The organism is Piscinibacter gummiphilus (genome assembly GCF_032681285.1).
Taxonomy (GTDB): domain Bacteria; phylum Pseudomonadota; class Gammaproteobacteria; order Burkholderiales; family Burkholderiaceae_C; genus Rhizobacter; species Rhizobacter gummiphilus_A.
In genome coordinates, this window is record NZ_CP136336.1 from 4038090 (window position 1) to 4050520 (window position 12431).

Consider the following 12431-nt stretch of genomic DNA (forward strand, 5'->3'; position numbering starts at 1 on the left):
TCTCCGCTAAGGAATGCGTATGTCCAGTTCCGTGTCCCGCTCGCTCTCGGGCCTGCGCATCGACAGCGCCCCGAGCGCAAACCACATCACGCCGGCCGTCTTCAGCGCAAAGAGCGAAGTGCCGCTCACACACAGGATCAAGGTCATGTAGGCCGACATGAAGGTGCGAAAGCGCCGCGCGGTCTCGTCGTGCAGCGGCAGCGCGTAGAAGCACACCCACATCAGCCCGGCGCCCAGCAGGCTGAAGCGGCTGAAGACGTAGGCGTAGCCCATGTCGCCGAAGTTGGTGGCGAAGTCGCGCAGGCCGAGCAGGCTCAGGTGGTCGAAGCCGAGCAGGAACTGGCCGCTCACCGTCATGCGGCCGACGAGGTTGTCGCCGGCGCCAGGCAGGTAGCTCGCGAGCACGAGCAGCGCCATCGCGCCGAGCGCGGGGAAGACGATGCCCAGCAGGTGCGCGCGGCCGTGCAGCACGAGGCGCAGCAGCACCATCAGGCCGGTCATGTAGAAGCCGAAGCGCGAATCCGCGAGCACGATGCACACGAGCGCAGCGACGACGAACCACGCGGACGTGCGCCACTGAGTGCCCGGCTTGGCCAGGCCCCAGCCGAGCAGGATCACCGCGAAGTTGCCGAGCGACACCGGCTCCAGGAACACCGACGACACACGTTGCGCGCCCAGCACCTGCGGCAGCAGCGTGCGGCCGATGCCTTCGGGTCGCATGCCGTTCAGGGTGACGGCCTGGCCGCTCACCTGCGCCGAGGCCTCGCTGATGCCGCCCAGGCTCACGTAGTAGCTGAACGTGTTGAAGAGGCTGTTGTAGAGGTTGGGGATGACCGCCTGCACCAGGCCGATGAACACCACCACCGCCGCGATGGCGAGCAGCGGCCGGTCGAGCGAGCGGCCGTTCTGCCCGAAGCTGCGCCCGGCCCAGAAGAAGACGAGCGGGATCATCAGGTCGCGTGCCGCCTTGGCATCGAAATAGCCGCCGCGCAGCAGCGCGAAGAGCCCACAGGCGCCGAGCACCGCGAACACGGTGATGAGCGAGCGCAACGACAGGCGCGCGAGCAGCAGCGGCACGCAGGCGATGTAGATCACCATCTCGGCCATCGCCACGCGGCCCACCGACACGCTGATGCCCTTGTTGTGCATGAGGCACAGCAGCCAGTGGTGCATCACCACGGCCAGCAGCAGGAAGCCGGCGTAGACGGTCGAGTCGCTCACGCCGGCGCCGGGCAGGCTGCCGGGGGGCTGATCGACGGGGCGCGCCCAGGCACTCGGCGCTGCGTGATCGTTCCAGGTCGCGGCCATGGGTCGCTCCCTCAGGCGCCGAAGTAGCGCGGGCGCACGGCCTGCGGCAGCGCACGTGCGAGGTCTTGCAGGAAGCGGTCTTGCGTGGCGTACGACGCCGGCGACACCTCGGCCCCAGGCTTCGCGAGCGTCGACACCCGCACCAGCATGCCGTCGGCCACCTCGCCTTCGAGCCCGTGGCGCAGCTGCTCGAGCTTGCGGCCCACGCCGGGCAGCGTCGCTTCTTCGGCGAGCGTCACCCAGTAGCTGATGGGCTCCACGCGGGGCCCGAGCCGGCCCACCAGGCGCTGCACCGTCACCTGGCCGGCCGGCAGCGCGACGCGGCCGATGCCGGCGCCGCGCACGTCGAAGCCTTGCGCGCCGTAGCAGAACTCGGGGCGGTGCACCGCCGTGGCCTCGGAGCTCTGGTCGCGGCCGTAGGCAATGGTGAGCATCACCCGCTCGCCCTGCGCGTTGACGTAGGTGCGGGCGAGCGTCTGGTCGTAGAGCGAATCGAGCCGCTGCTGCAGCGAGGGGTCGGGCAGCACGGGGGCGGTGTCGGGGTCGAGCTTCCAGCCGGAGAACTCGTCGGGCACCTGCGCCTTGAGGTCGATCGCCGGCAGGCGGTCGGCCATCAGGCGAATGGGCTTGAGGCCCTGGGCCAGGCCGACGGCGATGAGCATCGCGGCCAGCAGCCAGATGGCGCGCAACAAGGGCATGCGTTGCCTCATGACCGCCCCTCGGCCCGCGGCCGCCGGATGACCGACTCGGCCACGATCATCATCAGCACCGCGGCGACGAAGAGCACGATGCCCGAGAAGTCGTGCGCGAAGCCCTGCCCTGCCGCATCGCCGAAGTGGTAGGTGACGAGCACCAGCACCATCACCCGCACCACGTTGGCCACGAAAGAGATCGGCAGGATCGCGAGCGCCAGTGCCGCATCACGCGCCGGGGTGCTGCGCGGGCGCATGCTCATCCACAGGAAGCCCAGCGCTTCGAGCGTGAACATCGAGTTGAGGCCGGCGCAGGCGTCGGCCACCAGGAGCTGGTACTGGCCGATCACGAGCACCACGCCCATGCGGCCGACCGGATAGCCCACGCCGTGCAGCAGCCACTCGGCGCAGGCCGAGACGGCCACCTTGAGCGGCATGGTGACCGTCTGCACGAAGATGCCCGGCAGCGGCACGGTGAAGGCCATGAAGGCGAGCGGCAGGGCCATGAGCCGCACGCCCGCCAAGCCCTTGAAGCACAGCAGCAGCGCCGTCAGCACGCCGAGCTGCGAGGCCGCCTCGAGCCCGAGGATACCCTGCGAATGGCCCAGCACGTAGGCCGCGAGCGAGAGCACGAGCAAGGGCATGCCGAGCCAGCGGTTGGGCGTGTCGGGGAGTGCTGCGAGCTGCTTGCGGCGCTGCCACGCCATCCACGCACACAGCGCGAGGATCAGCGGGCCATGGCCCTGCTCGGCGGTCGACCACACCTGGTCGATCAGGCGCAGCGCCGTCGGCACGTACATCGCCAGCAGCCCGACGAGCAGCACCCCGGCGATGGCGCGGCTCGCGGTGTGCGCCGAGACCTCGGGCGGCTCTTCCCACGTGGTGGTGAGCGACCCGGGGTGATGGGGAACGTGGCCGATCGACGACATCGCGTTTCGCGCGGTCAGTATTCGTTGATGACCACGCCGGCGAGCTGCGCGGGGCTGTCCTTGAGGCGGCTGACCAGTTGGTGCAGCGCCCCGAGGCGGCTCTGATGGCGGCGCGCCACCACCAGGGCCGCACCGCAGCGCGCCGCGATCACACCCGCATCGGAGCCGCGCTGCGAGGCCGGCGTGTCGACGATCACGTGGTCGAACTTGCCCAGCAGCTCCGAGAGCAGCCGGCTGAAGGCGGGCCGCTCGACCAGCTCCAGCGGGTTGGGCGGCGCTACGCCCACGGGCAGCACGAAGAGCGTGTTGAGGTCGGCGATCTGATGGATGACGTTGGCCTGCACCCGCCCGCTCAGCACGCCCGACAGCCCCGCCTTCTCTTCGATCGAGAAGAGCTGGTGGATGCGCGGGCCGCGCAGGTTGGCGTCGATCAGGAGCGTGCGGCCGCCGAGCTGCGCCATCGCGATGGCGAGGTTGGCCGCGAAGAAGGTCTTGCCGTCGCCCTTCTCCGGGCTCACGATGGCCAGCGCCCGCGGGGCGGCGCCGGGCATGAACATGCGCATCATGAGCTGGCTGCGCAGCGCCCGGAAGGCCTCGGCCTGGTCGCTGAAAGGCTGCATCGCCGCCACCAGCTCGCCGCTCAGGTCGCGCCGGGTGTGCGGCGCATACGGGTAGTGGAACTGCTGCGACAGCGCATACAGCACGTCGTCTTCGGTGATGAGCTTGAGCGCGACGGCCGCCTCGCCGAAGCGGATGCCCTTGCGGCGCTGGTACTCGAGCACCTTGTCGATCTGCCCGGCGGGCAGGCGCTTGGTCTCGGTGAGGATGCTGCCGATGGGCCGGTCGGTCACGACCACGTCGGCCTCGGCACCCCAGATCGATTCGGAGGCGTCGAAACGCGGCTCCTCGGTGCGTGCTTCGATTCTCATGCTTCTCTCCCTCCACCCACCGCCGCTGCGGCCTCACGCTGCCGCGCACGCGGCAGCCGCGCCATCACCTGCTGCGGCAGCACCAGGCGCTGGCGGCCGAGCAGGGGCTTCTTCATCGGACCGGGCAGGTGGCCCAGCACCGGCAGGCCGAGCACCTGCACCGCGTCGTGCACGCTGCGCAGGCGCCGGTCGCGCAGCTCACGCAGGAGCGCAAAGGCCACCGCGAACATCAGCCCCACGAACACGCCGAGCAGCGAGTTCAGCGCGAGGTTGGGCGAGGCCGGCCGGCTGGGCGGCGTGGCCGCGGCCAGCAGCGCGGTGTTGGTGAGCTTGGTCTGGCTCTCCAGGCTGCTCTGGGTGAGGCGCGCGGCCACGGCGTCATACGCGCGCTGGGCGCTTTCCACGTCGCGCTGCAGCACCATCGCCTCGTCGCGCTGCGCCTTCATCTGCTGCACACGCGCACGCTGGGCGGCGAGCTCGCTGCGCAGCTGGCCTTCTCGCGACTGGTTGATGTTGTTGTCGGTCGAGACGCTGCCGGTCACGCGCCGGCTCTCTTCGGCGATGCGCGCGCGCAGCTCGCTGATGTTGGCCTTGGCCTCGATCACCGCCGGGTGCGCGTCGCCCATGCGCACGCTCATCTCCTTGAACTTGGCTTCGGCGCGGCTCAGGTCGGAGCGCAGGCCCTGCACCACCGGGTTGTTGATGACGTCACCGAGCGTGGAGGAGTTCTTCGCCTGCGCCGCGCGGCTCGACGACTCGGCGGTGATGGCCTGCACGGCCACGAGCTGCGACGACAGCTCGTTGAGGCGCGCGGTCTCGACGTCGTAGCGCTCGTCGGTCGCGATGATCCCGTGCTGCTGCTGGTACTTCGAGAGCTTGGCCTGCGCCTTCTCCAGCGCCTCGCGCAGCTCCTTCTGGCGGCTGTCGAAGAAGCTGCTGTACTGCTTGGCCGGGTCCACCCGCAGGTCGAGCGTGGTGTCGAGGTAGGACTGCACGAAGGCATTGGCCAGCGCTGCGCTGAACTTCGGGTCGCGCGAGGTGAAGCTCACGTTGATGACGCTGCTCTCGCGCGAGGGCTTCACGTCGAGGTCGGTCTGCAGCGCCTCCGACAGCCACACCTCGAAGCTGCCGTCACCATCGGTCGCGTCCATCCACTGCTGGCGCAGCTGCGGGCTTTCGGTGAGCTTGAGTTCGCGCACCACGCGCTGCGCCACGCGCGGGCTGGTGATGATGTCGGCCTGCGTGGAGATGTAGCTCATGGGCAGGCCATTGGGCGAGACCTGCCCGGCGATCGGGTCGTTGGAGCGCATGTCGACCAGCACGGCGGCCGTCGCCTTGTACTTGGGCGGCAGCAGCATGCTGACCCCCACCACCGTGGCGAGCACCACGAAGAAGGTGGCCACCGCGGTGAGCCAGCGCGCTCGAAGAACAGCAAGGAACTGCGTGAAATTCATGCCCGGCTCCTCAGAACAGGCTTTCGCGCACGTAGATCACGTCGCCGGGCCGCAAGGTGTCGGTCATGCGCAGCTCGACGATCTCGACCTGGCCCTTGGCATTGCGGCGATGCACCTTCATGCCGCGCTCGGTGCCGCGCTGGGTGAGACCGCCGCCGCTGGCCAGGGCCTGCATCAGCGTCATGTCGGGCGTGAGCGCGATCGGGCCGGGCCGCTGCACCTCGCCGTAGATGTAGACGGTGGGCAGCTTGTCGATGTAGAGCGTGTCGCCGTTGAGCACGATCGGGTCTTCGGCGGCGGTGTTGCCGCCGAAGAGCTGCGACACGTCGACCCGCTGGCGGAAGGGCCGGCCTTCGCGGATGCCGCTCAAGGTGACGATCTCGCTGCCGCCCGAGGCCACGCCGCCGGCCAGTGCCAGGAGCTCCGACAGGCGCATGCCTTTCACCTCGATCGGATAGCGCCCCGGCCGGCCGGCCATGCCCAGCACCGAGGCCTGGTTGCCACGCACCTGGGTGACGAGGACCGACACCTGCGGCTGCTTGATGAAGTTGCCCTTCTTCAAGCCGTCGGCAATGGCCGCCTCGACCTCGCCGACCGAGCGCCCGCCCACGACCACCTGGCCGAGCAGCGGGTACGAGATGACACCGCTCTCATTGACGCGGGTCTCCAGCGAGAGGTCGGCGTTTTGGTAGACGTTGATGCGCAGCACGTCGCCGGCACCGACCACGTAGTCGCGGCTGCGGTCGGGGCCGCTCGGCGCGCGGTTCGCCGGCTCGGGCGGCGGCGTGGGCACCGGCGCGCGCGCCTGTGCCGCGGGGGTTGCAGCGGGGTCCGCAGGCATCGGGGCGTTGGCGCATGCCGCCAGCACGAGCGACACGCAGACAGAAGCGCAGGTGGCCGTCAGGCGACGGGTCATGCGGCGAGCGGGAGCAAGGTAGGCTGGCATGTTGGTTTGGCCTTCACTTGTTGGGGTAGGTGGTCTTGGTCAACGAACGGCTGCGCTCTTCGAGCGCCACGGCGTTGTCGACCGGCGAGGTGTCGGGCTGGACGGCTGAGGCCGCCGCCGCAACGGGGGTCGCAGGCGCCGTCGTCGCGACCGGGGTGGCCGGCGCGGATGCCGGCTGTGCGAAGCGGCCCCGGTATTCGATGCGCGCGTTGCTGCGCAGGGCCTTGATCTGCTGCTCGAGTGCGGTGCGGCGGCGCTCGGCGATGAGGAAGTTCTCGATCGCGCCGCGTGCCTCTTCGAGGTTGAGCGGTGCGGGGCGCGTCTCGATCACGGTGTAGATGTGCGCATCGCGCGGGCCGCCCACGAGCAGGGACTGGCCTTCGTTGAGCGCTGCCATCGCATCGACCGCATGCAGCGGCAACGCCTCCGCGCCGATGGTGGTGCGGCGCGAGCCGAAGCGCACGCCGGCCTGGCGCAGCACGAGGCTCACGTCGGCCGTGCCACGCGTGGTGGGCATCTGCGCCTCAATGGGCTTTTGCTGCTCGGGGGTGGCCTCGATGGCGGTGTCGACGAGCGTGTAGAGGCGGCGCCGCGCGAAGAGCGCGGGCTTGCTGTCGTAGTACTGCTTCACCTCCTGCGGCGTGGGCGGCGAGACGCTCTGCGCAAGCCGCTCGGCGTAGGCGCGTGCGAGCAGCTCGCGGCGCGCAGCTTCGAGCGACTGCACCACCATCGGGTCGCGGTCGAGCTTCTGCTCGATGGCCGCCTGCACGGCAACTTCCTGATCGACCAGCGCTTCGAGCGTCTGGCGGCCGGCGGCGTCGACCTGATCGGGGGCTACGGCGCCCTGGCGCTGCAGGAAGTAGTTGACCTGGTGGACCGAGATCTCTTCCCGGTTGACCTTGGCCGCGATCTGCGTGTTGGCATCACGAGGCTTCCCGCCGCAGGCAGACAAGGCCACGGCAGCCGCGGCGAGGAGCAGCACCCTGCCCGTGCATCGCCGACGCAACGTGATTCCAAAACGCGTGATTCCCAAGCGGCACCCTCTGTTTGTTGGTGGATGCGAGCCTTGGGCAAACGCGGTGCCACCGGGTTTACGCGAAAGTCGAGGGTTTCGCGCGTGCAGCCGCGGTGTTTGGGCACGCTGCTTGCCCAGAAATACCGGATGCTTTCGGGCTTACCCGTAAGAGTTGCAGCGCATCAATGCCATTGCAGCGCGTGCCCGAGCAGAGGGAAATGCCCCGGCAAGGGCGGCTCGGAGATCTCGGGCGGCGGCGTCTCCAGCAGCGGCTGCAGCGGCGGCATCGGCACCGAGGGCATGAACGGCCCGGGTGGCACGGGTTGCGGCGTGTTGGCACCGCCTGCGTGGCGGGAGAAGCTGTTGAGCGTCATCTCGGTACTTCCTCAATCATGGTTGGAGCACAGCGGGCGTGCGCTGCAGTTGGGCGAAGAAGGGGCCATTCGCGGCGAACTGGTCGAGCCGATCGAGCACGAAGGCGAGGTCGAGCGGCTTGGGCCACACCTCGCAGAAGCTCGTGCCTTCGATGCGAAACGCCGGCTCGGCTGTCACGGCCACCGCGGGGATGTCGGCGTAACCCTCGCGTTGGCGCAGCTCTTCGAGAAGGTCGCTGCCGTGGCAGTCGGGCAAGCGCAGGTCGACCAGCAGCAGGCCCGGGCGCAGGTCACCCGCCAGGCGGCGCGCCTCGCGGCCGTCTTGCGCCACCACGAGGTTGAGGTGCGGGCAGCGTTTGAAGAGCGCCTGCATCAGGTGCACGTTGGTCGGGTGGTCCTCGATGTAGAGAACGTCTTGCGGGCCTGCCAGGTGGAGTTCGCGTTGCATGCGGGTCTCGATGAGAGCGGTTGATCGCTCTTCTTGGCGAACGGCGTGCCTGACGGCCGTGCGGTGGCGCACGGGGCGTTCCCAAATGAAACAGCCGCCGCATCACGCGCGGGGCGTGAGCGGCGGCTGGCAGGGCCTGGGCGCGATGGTGCGCGAGCGTTCGCGCGTCATTGGCGCCAGCGGCGCACCGGCCGAGGAAGGTGTCGGCCGGGCGCGGTTGATCAGCCCTGCTGACCCACGGTGAGCTGGTTGTCGACGGAGAGCACGCCGTCCACACGCTGGGCGATGGTGGTGGCGCGGTCGCGGGCGGCATCGTTGGGCGCCGTGCCGCGCAGCACCACATGGCCTGCGGCGGTGTCGACGTTGATCTTGATGGCGCTCAGGTCGTTGTCACGCGCCAGCTCGGCGTTGACCTTGGTGGTGATGGCGGCATCCTTCATCTTGTCGCCGGCCTGGTTGGCGGCGGTGGCGATGTCGGACTTGGCTTCGGCGGTCTCGCGGCGAACGTCGGACTTGGCTTCGTCGGCACGCTGCTCGGCGTTCGCGACGGCGCCGTCCAGGCGCTCGCCGGCGGTGCGCTCGTCGGCGTTGCGGTCGCAGGCCGACAGCGCGAACACGGCGGCCAGTGCGGCGACGGTGGTGGTGGTCTTGAATGCGTTCATGAGGCTTCCTTTCTCGTTCGTCTGGTCAGCGTGCACGGGTGAGGACGAAGCCTCACGCATCGAGTGCATGCCTTGAATGGAACTGTAGAAAGCCAGGCGCCCGGGCGACATCGGCCCGGGCCGCTCGCGCCTGTAGGAAATGTCTGTTCGGGGCGCAGGGCTGTGCTGTCAGCCCTGTGGGACGCTCATCGCAGGTCGCCGGCCAGGCTTGCGAGCGTCTCGGGCGCAATCTGCACATGCGCCGGGTAGTTCGTGTGGTCGCAGCCGAGCTTCACCTGCGCGCCCGCGCGCACCGCGCTCCGGGCCGCGGGCGGGAACTCGAAGCGCACGAAGTGCACCGCTGAAGTCTTCTCTTCGTTCTCGCGGTCGAGGTCTTCGTCGGCGATGGCATAGATCCGCGCATGGCCTTCGACCTCGACGAACATGCGGTCTTCCACCCCGATGAGGCGGGCCAGCTCGCGCTTGCGCTCATGCACGTCGGGGTACTCGATGAGCATGGTCGCCTTCCAGTTGCTGCCATCGGGCACGAGCGGGAGGTAGGCGTCGATCTCGCCCTGGATGCCCTCCTCCATGAAGATCTTCTCGATGTGCAGCATCTCCTGGATCTGCCGGCGGATGGTGGTCTCGTCTTCGAACTGCAGCGAGATGTGCTCGCCCAGGCGCACCGTGCGGCGCTTGCGGTGGGCAATGATCTCGGGTGCGCTCGACTTGCGGATCTTGGCGTAGGCCTCGAGCGTGAGCAGGCTGTCTCTTGTGATGGTCATGTCGAGATCCCTCTTCAAAGCCCGTAGGCCATGCGCACCAGGCTCAAGGGGTGCGCAAGCTTCGCCTCGGGCGAGCCCTGCTGCTGCATGCCTTGGGCGATGTGGTGGCCAGCGAGCTGGCAGTCGGAGCTGATGTAGTCGGGCTCATCCTTCGCCATGCTCTTGAAGACCGGCTTGCCGATCTTCATCGCCACCGGATGCGTGGGCGTCTTCACGCCATAGGTGCCAGCATGGCCCGAGCAGCGCTCCACCGTGTTGAGCTGCACCGTGACGGCCGCGCCGATGAGCTTGAACATCTCTTCGGTCTTGCGGCCGATCTTCTGCACGCGGCCGTGGCAGGGGATGTGGTAACTCACCTTGCCGAGCGGCTGCTTGAAGTCGGTCTTGAGCAGGCCGTCCTTATGCCGCGCCATGAAGTACTCGAAGGGGTCGTACATCGCCTCCTGCACCGCGGCCACGTCGGCGTCGCCCGGGAACATCAGCGGCAGCTCCTGCTTGTACATCAGCGTGCAGCTCGGAATGGCCGAGAGGATGGCGTAGCCCTCTTTCGCATAGCGCGCGAGGACGGGGATGTTGGCCTCCTTGTGCTTCGCCACTTCATCGAGGTCACCCAGCTCCAGCTTGGGCATGCCGCAGCATGACTCCTTGCTCACGAGCTCGTAGGGGATCTCGTTGTGCTCCAGGAGCTTCACCAGGTCGTGCCCGATCCCGGGCTCGTTGTAGTTGACGTAGCAGGTGGCATAGACCGCCACCTTGCCGGGCGTGCGCTCGCCGTTCTTCACGTCTTTCGCATCGCCCTTCTTCTTCGCGCTCCAGCGGAAGCGGCTGCTGGCGAGATCGGGCAGCCACGCATCGGGGTGCACGCCGAGCGCAGCGTCGAGCACCTTGCGCATCGGCTTGGTCTTGTTGAGCGCATTGGCCACCTGCACGACGATGGGAATGCCGGCGAACTGGCCGTGCACGTCGGTCGAGGCGAGCAGCTTCTCGCCCGTCTTCACCTCGCCCTTCTTGAACTTGATGGCCTTGGCCCGCAGCATGGTGTGCGGGAAGTCGAGCTGCCACGGGTGCGGCGGCACGTAGGGGCACTTGGTCATGTAGCAGAGGTCGCACAGGTAGCACTGGTCGACCACCTTCCAGTAATCGGCCTTGGCCACGCCCTCCACCTCACCGGACTCGGTGGCGTCGACCAGGTCGAAGAGGTTGGGGAAGGACTGGCACAGGCTCACGCAGCGCCTGCAGCCGTGGCAGATGTCGAAGATGCGCTCCATCTCCTGGAAGCAATTGGCTTCGTCGTAGAAGTCGGGGTTCTGCCAGTCGATGGGGTGGCGAGTGGGTGCCTCGAGGTTGCCTTCTCGCATGCTCATGCGCGCTCCTGTGTTGTGCTTTTTCTCCTGCAAGAACGAGCCGGCCCCGCAAGCGGGGCCGGAACTGCCATCTCGTGAGCGCGGCGGTCAGTCGACCAGCGCGTCGAGGGCCTTCTGGTAGCGGTTGGCGTGCGAGCGCTCAGCCTTGGCCAGCGTCTCGAACCAGTCGGCGATCTCGTCGAAGCCTTCGTCGCGCGCCGTCTTGGCCATGCCCGGGTACATGTCGGTGTACTCGTGCGTCTCGCCGGCCACGGCGGCCTTGAGGTTGTTGCGGCTGGAGCCGATCGGCAGGCCCGTCGCCGGGTCACCCACGGCTTCGAGGAACTCCAGGTGGCCATGCGCATGGCCGGTCTCGCCTTCGGCGGTGGAGCGGAACAAGGCTGCCACGTCGTTCTGGCCTTCGATGTCGGCCTTGTTCGCGAAATACAGGTATCGGCGGTTGGCCTGCGACTCTCCTGCGAAGGCGTCTTTCAGGTGCTGCTCGGTCTTGGATCCTTTCAAGCTGGCCATCGTTGCTCTCCTAGTGAATGGTGAACAGTTGGCATGACGGCACCAACGCAGGCAACCGTACCGCAGCGGGTTTTCCACCGCCAATACAAAGATTCAATTCGACGCGATAGCAGAGCCCTATTTTTCAGGGTTTACGCGGGGCAGGCCCATCAACTCCAGCGCCATGCGGTGCGAGCGCCCCTCGGGGTCGGCCAGGTCGTGCAGCACGGTGAAATGGTTGGTGCCAGGCACAGGCTCGAAACGCGGCACGACCTGCGTGCCCCACGCCATCTGCAGGAGCTGGCTCTGGCGCAGGAACTCCTCGCTCTCGTCACCGCCCACGGTGGCGTAGAAGCGCGCCTCGCGCGGCGCCCGAAAGCGCGCCGGGCTCAGCCGGTCAACCGCCTCCGGCGTAAGCCGCAAGTCTTGCTTGAGGAACGGGGTCTGCTGGATGGGCTTCAGGTCGTAGACGCCCGAGATGCCCAGCGCACGGCTCACCAGTTGCATGGGCAGGCGCTTGTCGACCTCGGTCCACTCGCAGCACAGCATCATCGCGGCGAGGTGCCCGCCGGCCGAGTGGCCCGAGACAACGATGCGCCCGGGGCTGCCGCCATAGAGCGCCGCATTGCGGTAGACCCAGGCCAGTGCCTTTGTCATCTGCAGCGCGATGGTGTCGATGCCGACCGGCGCGTCGTCCGTGCCCGGGCACAGCGAATAGTTGGGCATCACCACCATCGCCCCGGCGGCCACGAGACTGGCCGCGAGGAAGGAGTGGTCGGACTTGTCGAGGCTGCGCCACCAGCCGCCGTGGATGAACACGAACACCGGCGAGCGCGGCTCGGCGGCGGGGAAGATGTCGAGCGTCTCATCGGGCCCAGTGCCGTAGGGCACGTCGGCCACGCAGGTCATGCCTTCGCGCACCCGCGCCGAAGCGGTGCGCCAGCGATCGAAGATCTGCTGGTACCCCGGCACCCGGGCGCGGTTGTTGTATTGAACGTCGAGCCAGGCGGGGTCGAATGTGGTCATGGCGCATTTCTAACCCCTTCTGCGCCCAACA

The 12431-nt window shown here is 68.3% G+C and carries 15 protein-coding genes; 1 reads left to right on the forward strand and 14 read right to left on the reverse strand.

Annotated elements, in window-relative coordinates; all coding sequences use genetic code 11:
* Window positions 1-6: 6 nt before the first annotated feature.
* The 9 genes from RXV79_RS19030 to RXV79_RS19070 all read right to left on the reverse strand — a co-directional run bounded on the left by RXV79_RS19030 (window position 7) and on the right by RXV79_RS19070 (window position 8095).
* Complete coding sequence (locus RXV79_RS19030; RefSeq protein ID WP_316699675.1) at window positions 7-1308, reverse strand: polysaccharide polymerase; 1302 nt, start codon at window positions 1306-1308, stop codon at window positions 7-9.
* Between the two features lie 11 nt (window positions 1309-1319).
* The gene (gene epsI, locus RXV79_RS19035; RefSeq protein ID WP_316699676.1) at window positions 1320-2006 is read right to left on the reverse strand and encodes an exosortase-associated protein EpsI, B-type; all 687 of its coding nucleotides are present in this window, start codon (window positions 2004-2006) and stop codon (window positions 1320-1322) included.
* An 8-nt stretch (window positions 2007-2014) separates the two neighbouring features.
* Window positions 2015-2929 (reverse strand): exosortase B, encoded by a 915-nt coding sequence (gene xrtB, locus RXV79_RS19040; RefSeq protein WP_316699678.1) that lies wholly within the window; start codon window positions 2927-2929, stop codon window positions 2015-2017.
* A gap of 14 nt (window positions 2930-2943) precedes the next feature.
* Window positions 2944-3858, reverse strand: a complete 915-nt coding sequence (locus RXV79_RS19045; RefSeq protein ID WP_316699679.1) for a polysaccharide biosynthesis tyrosine autokinase — start codon at window positions 3856-3858, stop codon at window positions 2944-2946.
* Complete coding sequence (epsF, locus tag RXV79_RS19050; protein ID WP_316699680.1) at window positions 3855-5312, reverse strand: chain length determinant protein EpsF; 1458 nt, start codon at window positions 5310-5312, stop codon at window positions 3855-3857. The genes RXV79_RS19045 and epsF overlap by 4 nt, the downstream gene beginning before the upstream one ends.
* Before the next feature lie 10 nt (window positions 5313-5322).
* On the reverse strand, window positions 5323-6228 hold the full coding sequence (gene epsE / locus RXV79_RS19055) for a polysaccharide export protein EpsE (protein ID WP_316699681.1): 906 nt from the start codon (window positions 6226-6228) through the stop codon (window positions 5323-5325).
* A 43-nt stretch (window positions 6229-6271) separates the two neighbouring features.
* On the reverse strand, window positions 6272-7240 hold the full coding sequence (locus RXV79_RS19060) for an EpsD family peptidyl-prolyl cis-trans isomerase (RefSeq protein WP_316699683.1): 969 nt from the start codon (window positions 7238-7240) through the stop codon (window positions 6272-6274).
* A gap of 215 nt (window positions 7241-7455) precedes the next feature.
* Window positions 7456-7647, reverse strand: coding sequence for a hypothetical protein (locus RXV79_RS19065; RefSeq protein WP_316699684.1), 192 nt, complete (start codon window positions 7645-7647; stop codon window positions 7456-7458).
* Between the two features lie 16 nt (window positions 7648-7663).
* Window positions 7664-8095 (reverse strand): response regulator, encoded by a 432-nt coding sequence (locus RXV79_RS19070; RefSeq protein WP_316699686.1) that lies wholly within the window; start codon window positions 8093-8095, stop codon window positions 7664-7666.
* An 85-nt stretch (window positions 8096-8180) separates the two neighbouring features.
* Here RXV79_RS19070 and RXV79_RS19075 point away from each other — a divergent pair, with 85 nt between their 5' ends.
* Window positions 8181-8339, forward strand: a complete 159-nt coding sequence (locus RXV79_RS19075; protein ID WP_316699687.1) for a hypothetical protein — start codon at window positions 8181-8183, stop codon at window positions 8337-8339.
* Here RXV79_RS19075 and RXV79_RS19080 read toward each other — a convergent pair.
* The 5 genes from RXV79_RS19080 to RXV79_RS19100 all read right to left on the reverse strand — a co-directional run bounded on the left by RXV79_RS19080 (window position 8317) and on the right by RXV79_RS19100 (window position 12400).
* On the reverse strand, window positions 8317-8757 hold the full coding sequence (locus tag RXV79_RS19080; RefSeq protein ID WP_316699689.1) for a BON domain-containing protein: 441 nt from the start codon (window positions 8755-8757) through the stop codon (window positions 8317-8319). The genes RXV79_RS19075 and RXV79_RS19080 overlap by 23 nt on opposite strands.
* 185 nt (window positions 8758-8942) lie before the next feature.
* Complete coding sequence (locus RXV79_RS19085; RefSeq protein ID WP_316699691.1) at window positions 8943-9521, reverse strand: DUF3501 family protein; 579 nt, start codon at window positions 9519-9521, stop codon at window positions 8943-8945.
* Between the two features lie 14 nt (window positions 9522-9535).
* Window positions 9536-10885 carry a heterodisulfide reductase-related iron-sulfur binding cluster gene (locus RXV79_RS19090; protein ID WP_316699692.1) on the reverse strand — a complete coding sequence of 450 codons (1350 nt, stop codon included), beginning with the start codon at window positions 10883-10885 and terminating at the stop codon, window positions 9536-9538.
* A gap of 87 nt (window positions 10886-10972) precedes the next feature.
* Window positions 10973-11395, reverse strand: coding sequence for a rubrerythrin family protein (locus tag RXV79_RS19095; protein WP_201812219.1), 423 nt, complete (start codon window positions 11393-11395; stop codon window positions 10973-10975).
* Window positions 11396-11512: 117 nt separating this feature from the next.
* On the reverse strand, window positions 11513-12400 hold the full coding sequence (locus RXV79_RS19100; RefSeq protein ID WP_316699694.1) for an alpha/beta hydrolase: 888 nt from the start codon (window positions 12398-12400) through the stop codon (window positions 11513-11515).
* Window positions 12401-12431: the final 31 nt, after the last annotated feature.

What these genes read in the sequence shown, in the direction of transcription:
- xrtB (WP_316699678.1), bottom strand. Translation starts at nt 2,929, where the DNA reads ATGTCGTCGATCGGCCACGTTCCCCATCACCCCGGGTCGCTCACCACC.
- RXV79_RS19075 (WP_316699687.1), top strand. Translation starts at nt 8,181, where the DNA reads ATGAAACAGCCGCCGCATCACGCGCGGGGCGTGAGCGGCGGCTGGCAG.
- RXV79_RS19095 (WP_201812219.1), bottom strand. Translation starts at nt 11,395, where the DNA reads ATGGCCAGCTTGAAAGGATCCAAGACCGAGCAGCACCTGAAAGACGCC.
- RXV79_RS19065 (WP_316699684.1), bottom strand. Translation starts at nt 7,647, where the DNA reads ATGACGCTCAACAGCTTCTCCCGCCACGCAGGCGGTGCCAACACGCCG.
- RXV79_RS19030 (WP_316699675.1), bottom strand. Translation starts at nt 1,308, where the DNA reads ATGGCCGCGACCTGGAACGATCACGCAGCGCCGAGTGCCTGGGCGCGC.
- RXV79_RS19070 (WP_316699686.1), bottom strand. Translation starts at nt 8,095, where the DNA reads ATGCAACGCGAACTCCACCTGGCAGGCCCGCAAGACGTTCTCTACATC.
- epsI (WP_316699676.1), bottom strand. Translation starts at nt 2,006, where the DNA reads ATGCCCTTGTTGCGCGCCATCTGGCTGCTGGCCGCGATGCTCATCGCC.
- RXV79_RS19090 (WP_316699692.1), bottom strand. Translation starts at nt 10,885, where the DNA reads ATGAGCATGCGAGAAGGCAACCTCGAGGCACCCACTCGCCACCCCATC.
- RXV79_RS19045 (WP_316699679.1), bottom strand. Translation starts at nt 3,858, where the DNA reads ATGAGAATCGAAGCACGCACCGAGGAGCCGCGTTTCGACGCCTCCGAA.
- RXV79_RS19100 (WP_316699694.1), bottom strand. Translation starts at nt 12,400, where the DNA reads ATGACCACATTCGACCCCGCCTGGCTCGACGTTCAATACAACAACCGC.
- epsE (WP_316699681.1), bottom strand. Translation starts at nt 6,228, where the DNA reads ATGACCCGTCGCCTGACGGCCACCTGCGCTTCTGTCTGCGTGTCGCTC.
- RXV79_RS19080 (WP_316699689.1), bottom strand. Translation starts at nt 8,757, where the DNA reads ATGAACGCATTCAAGACCACCACCACCGTCGCCGCACTGGCCGCCGTG.
- RXV79_RS19085 (WP_316699691.1), bottom strand. Translation starts at nt 9,521, where the DNA reads ATGACCATCACAAGAGACAGCCTGCTCACGCTCGAGGCCTACGCCAAG.
- epsF (WP_316699680.1), bottom strand. Translation starts at nt 5,312, where the DNA reads ATGAATTTCACGCAGTTCCTTGCTGTTCTTCGAGCGCGCTGGCTCACC.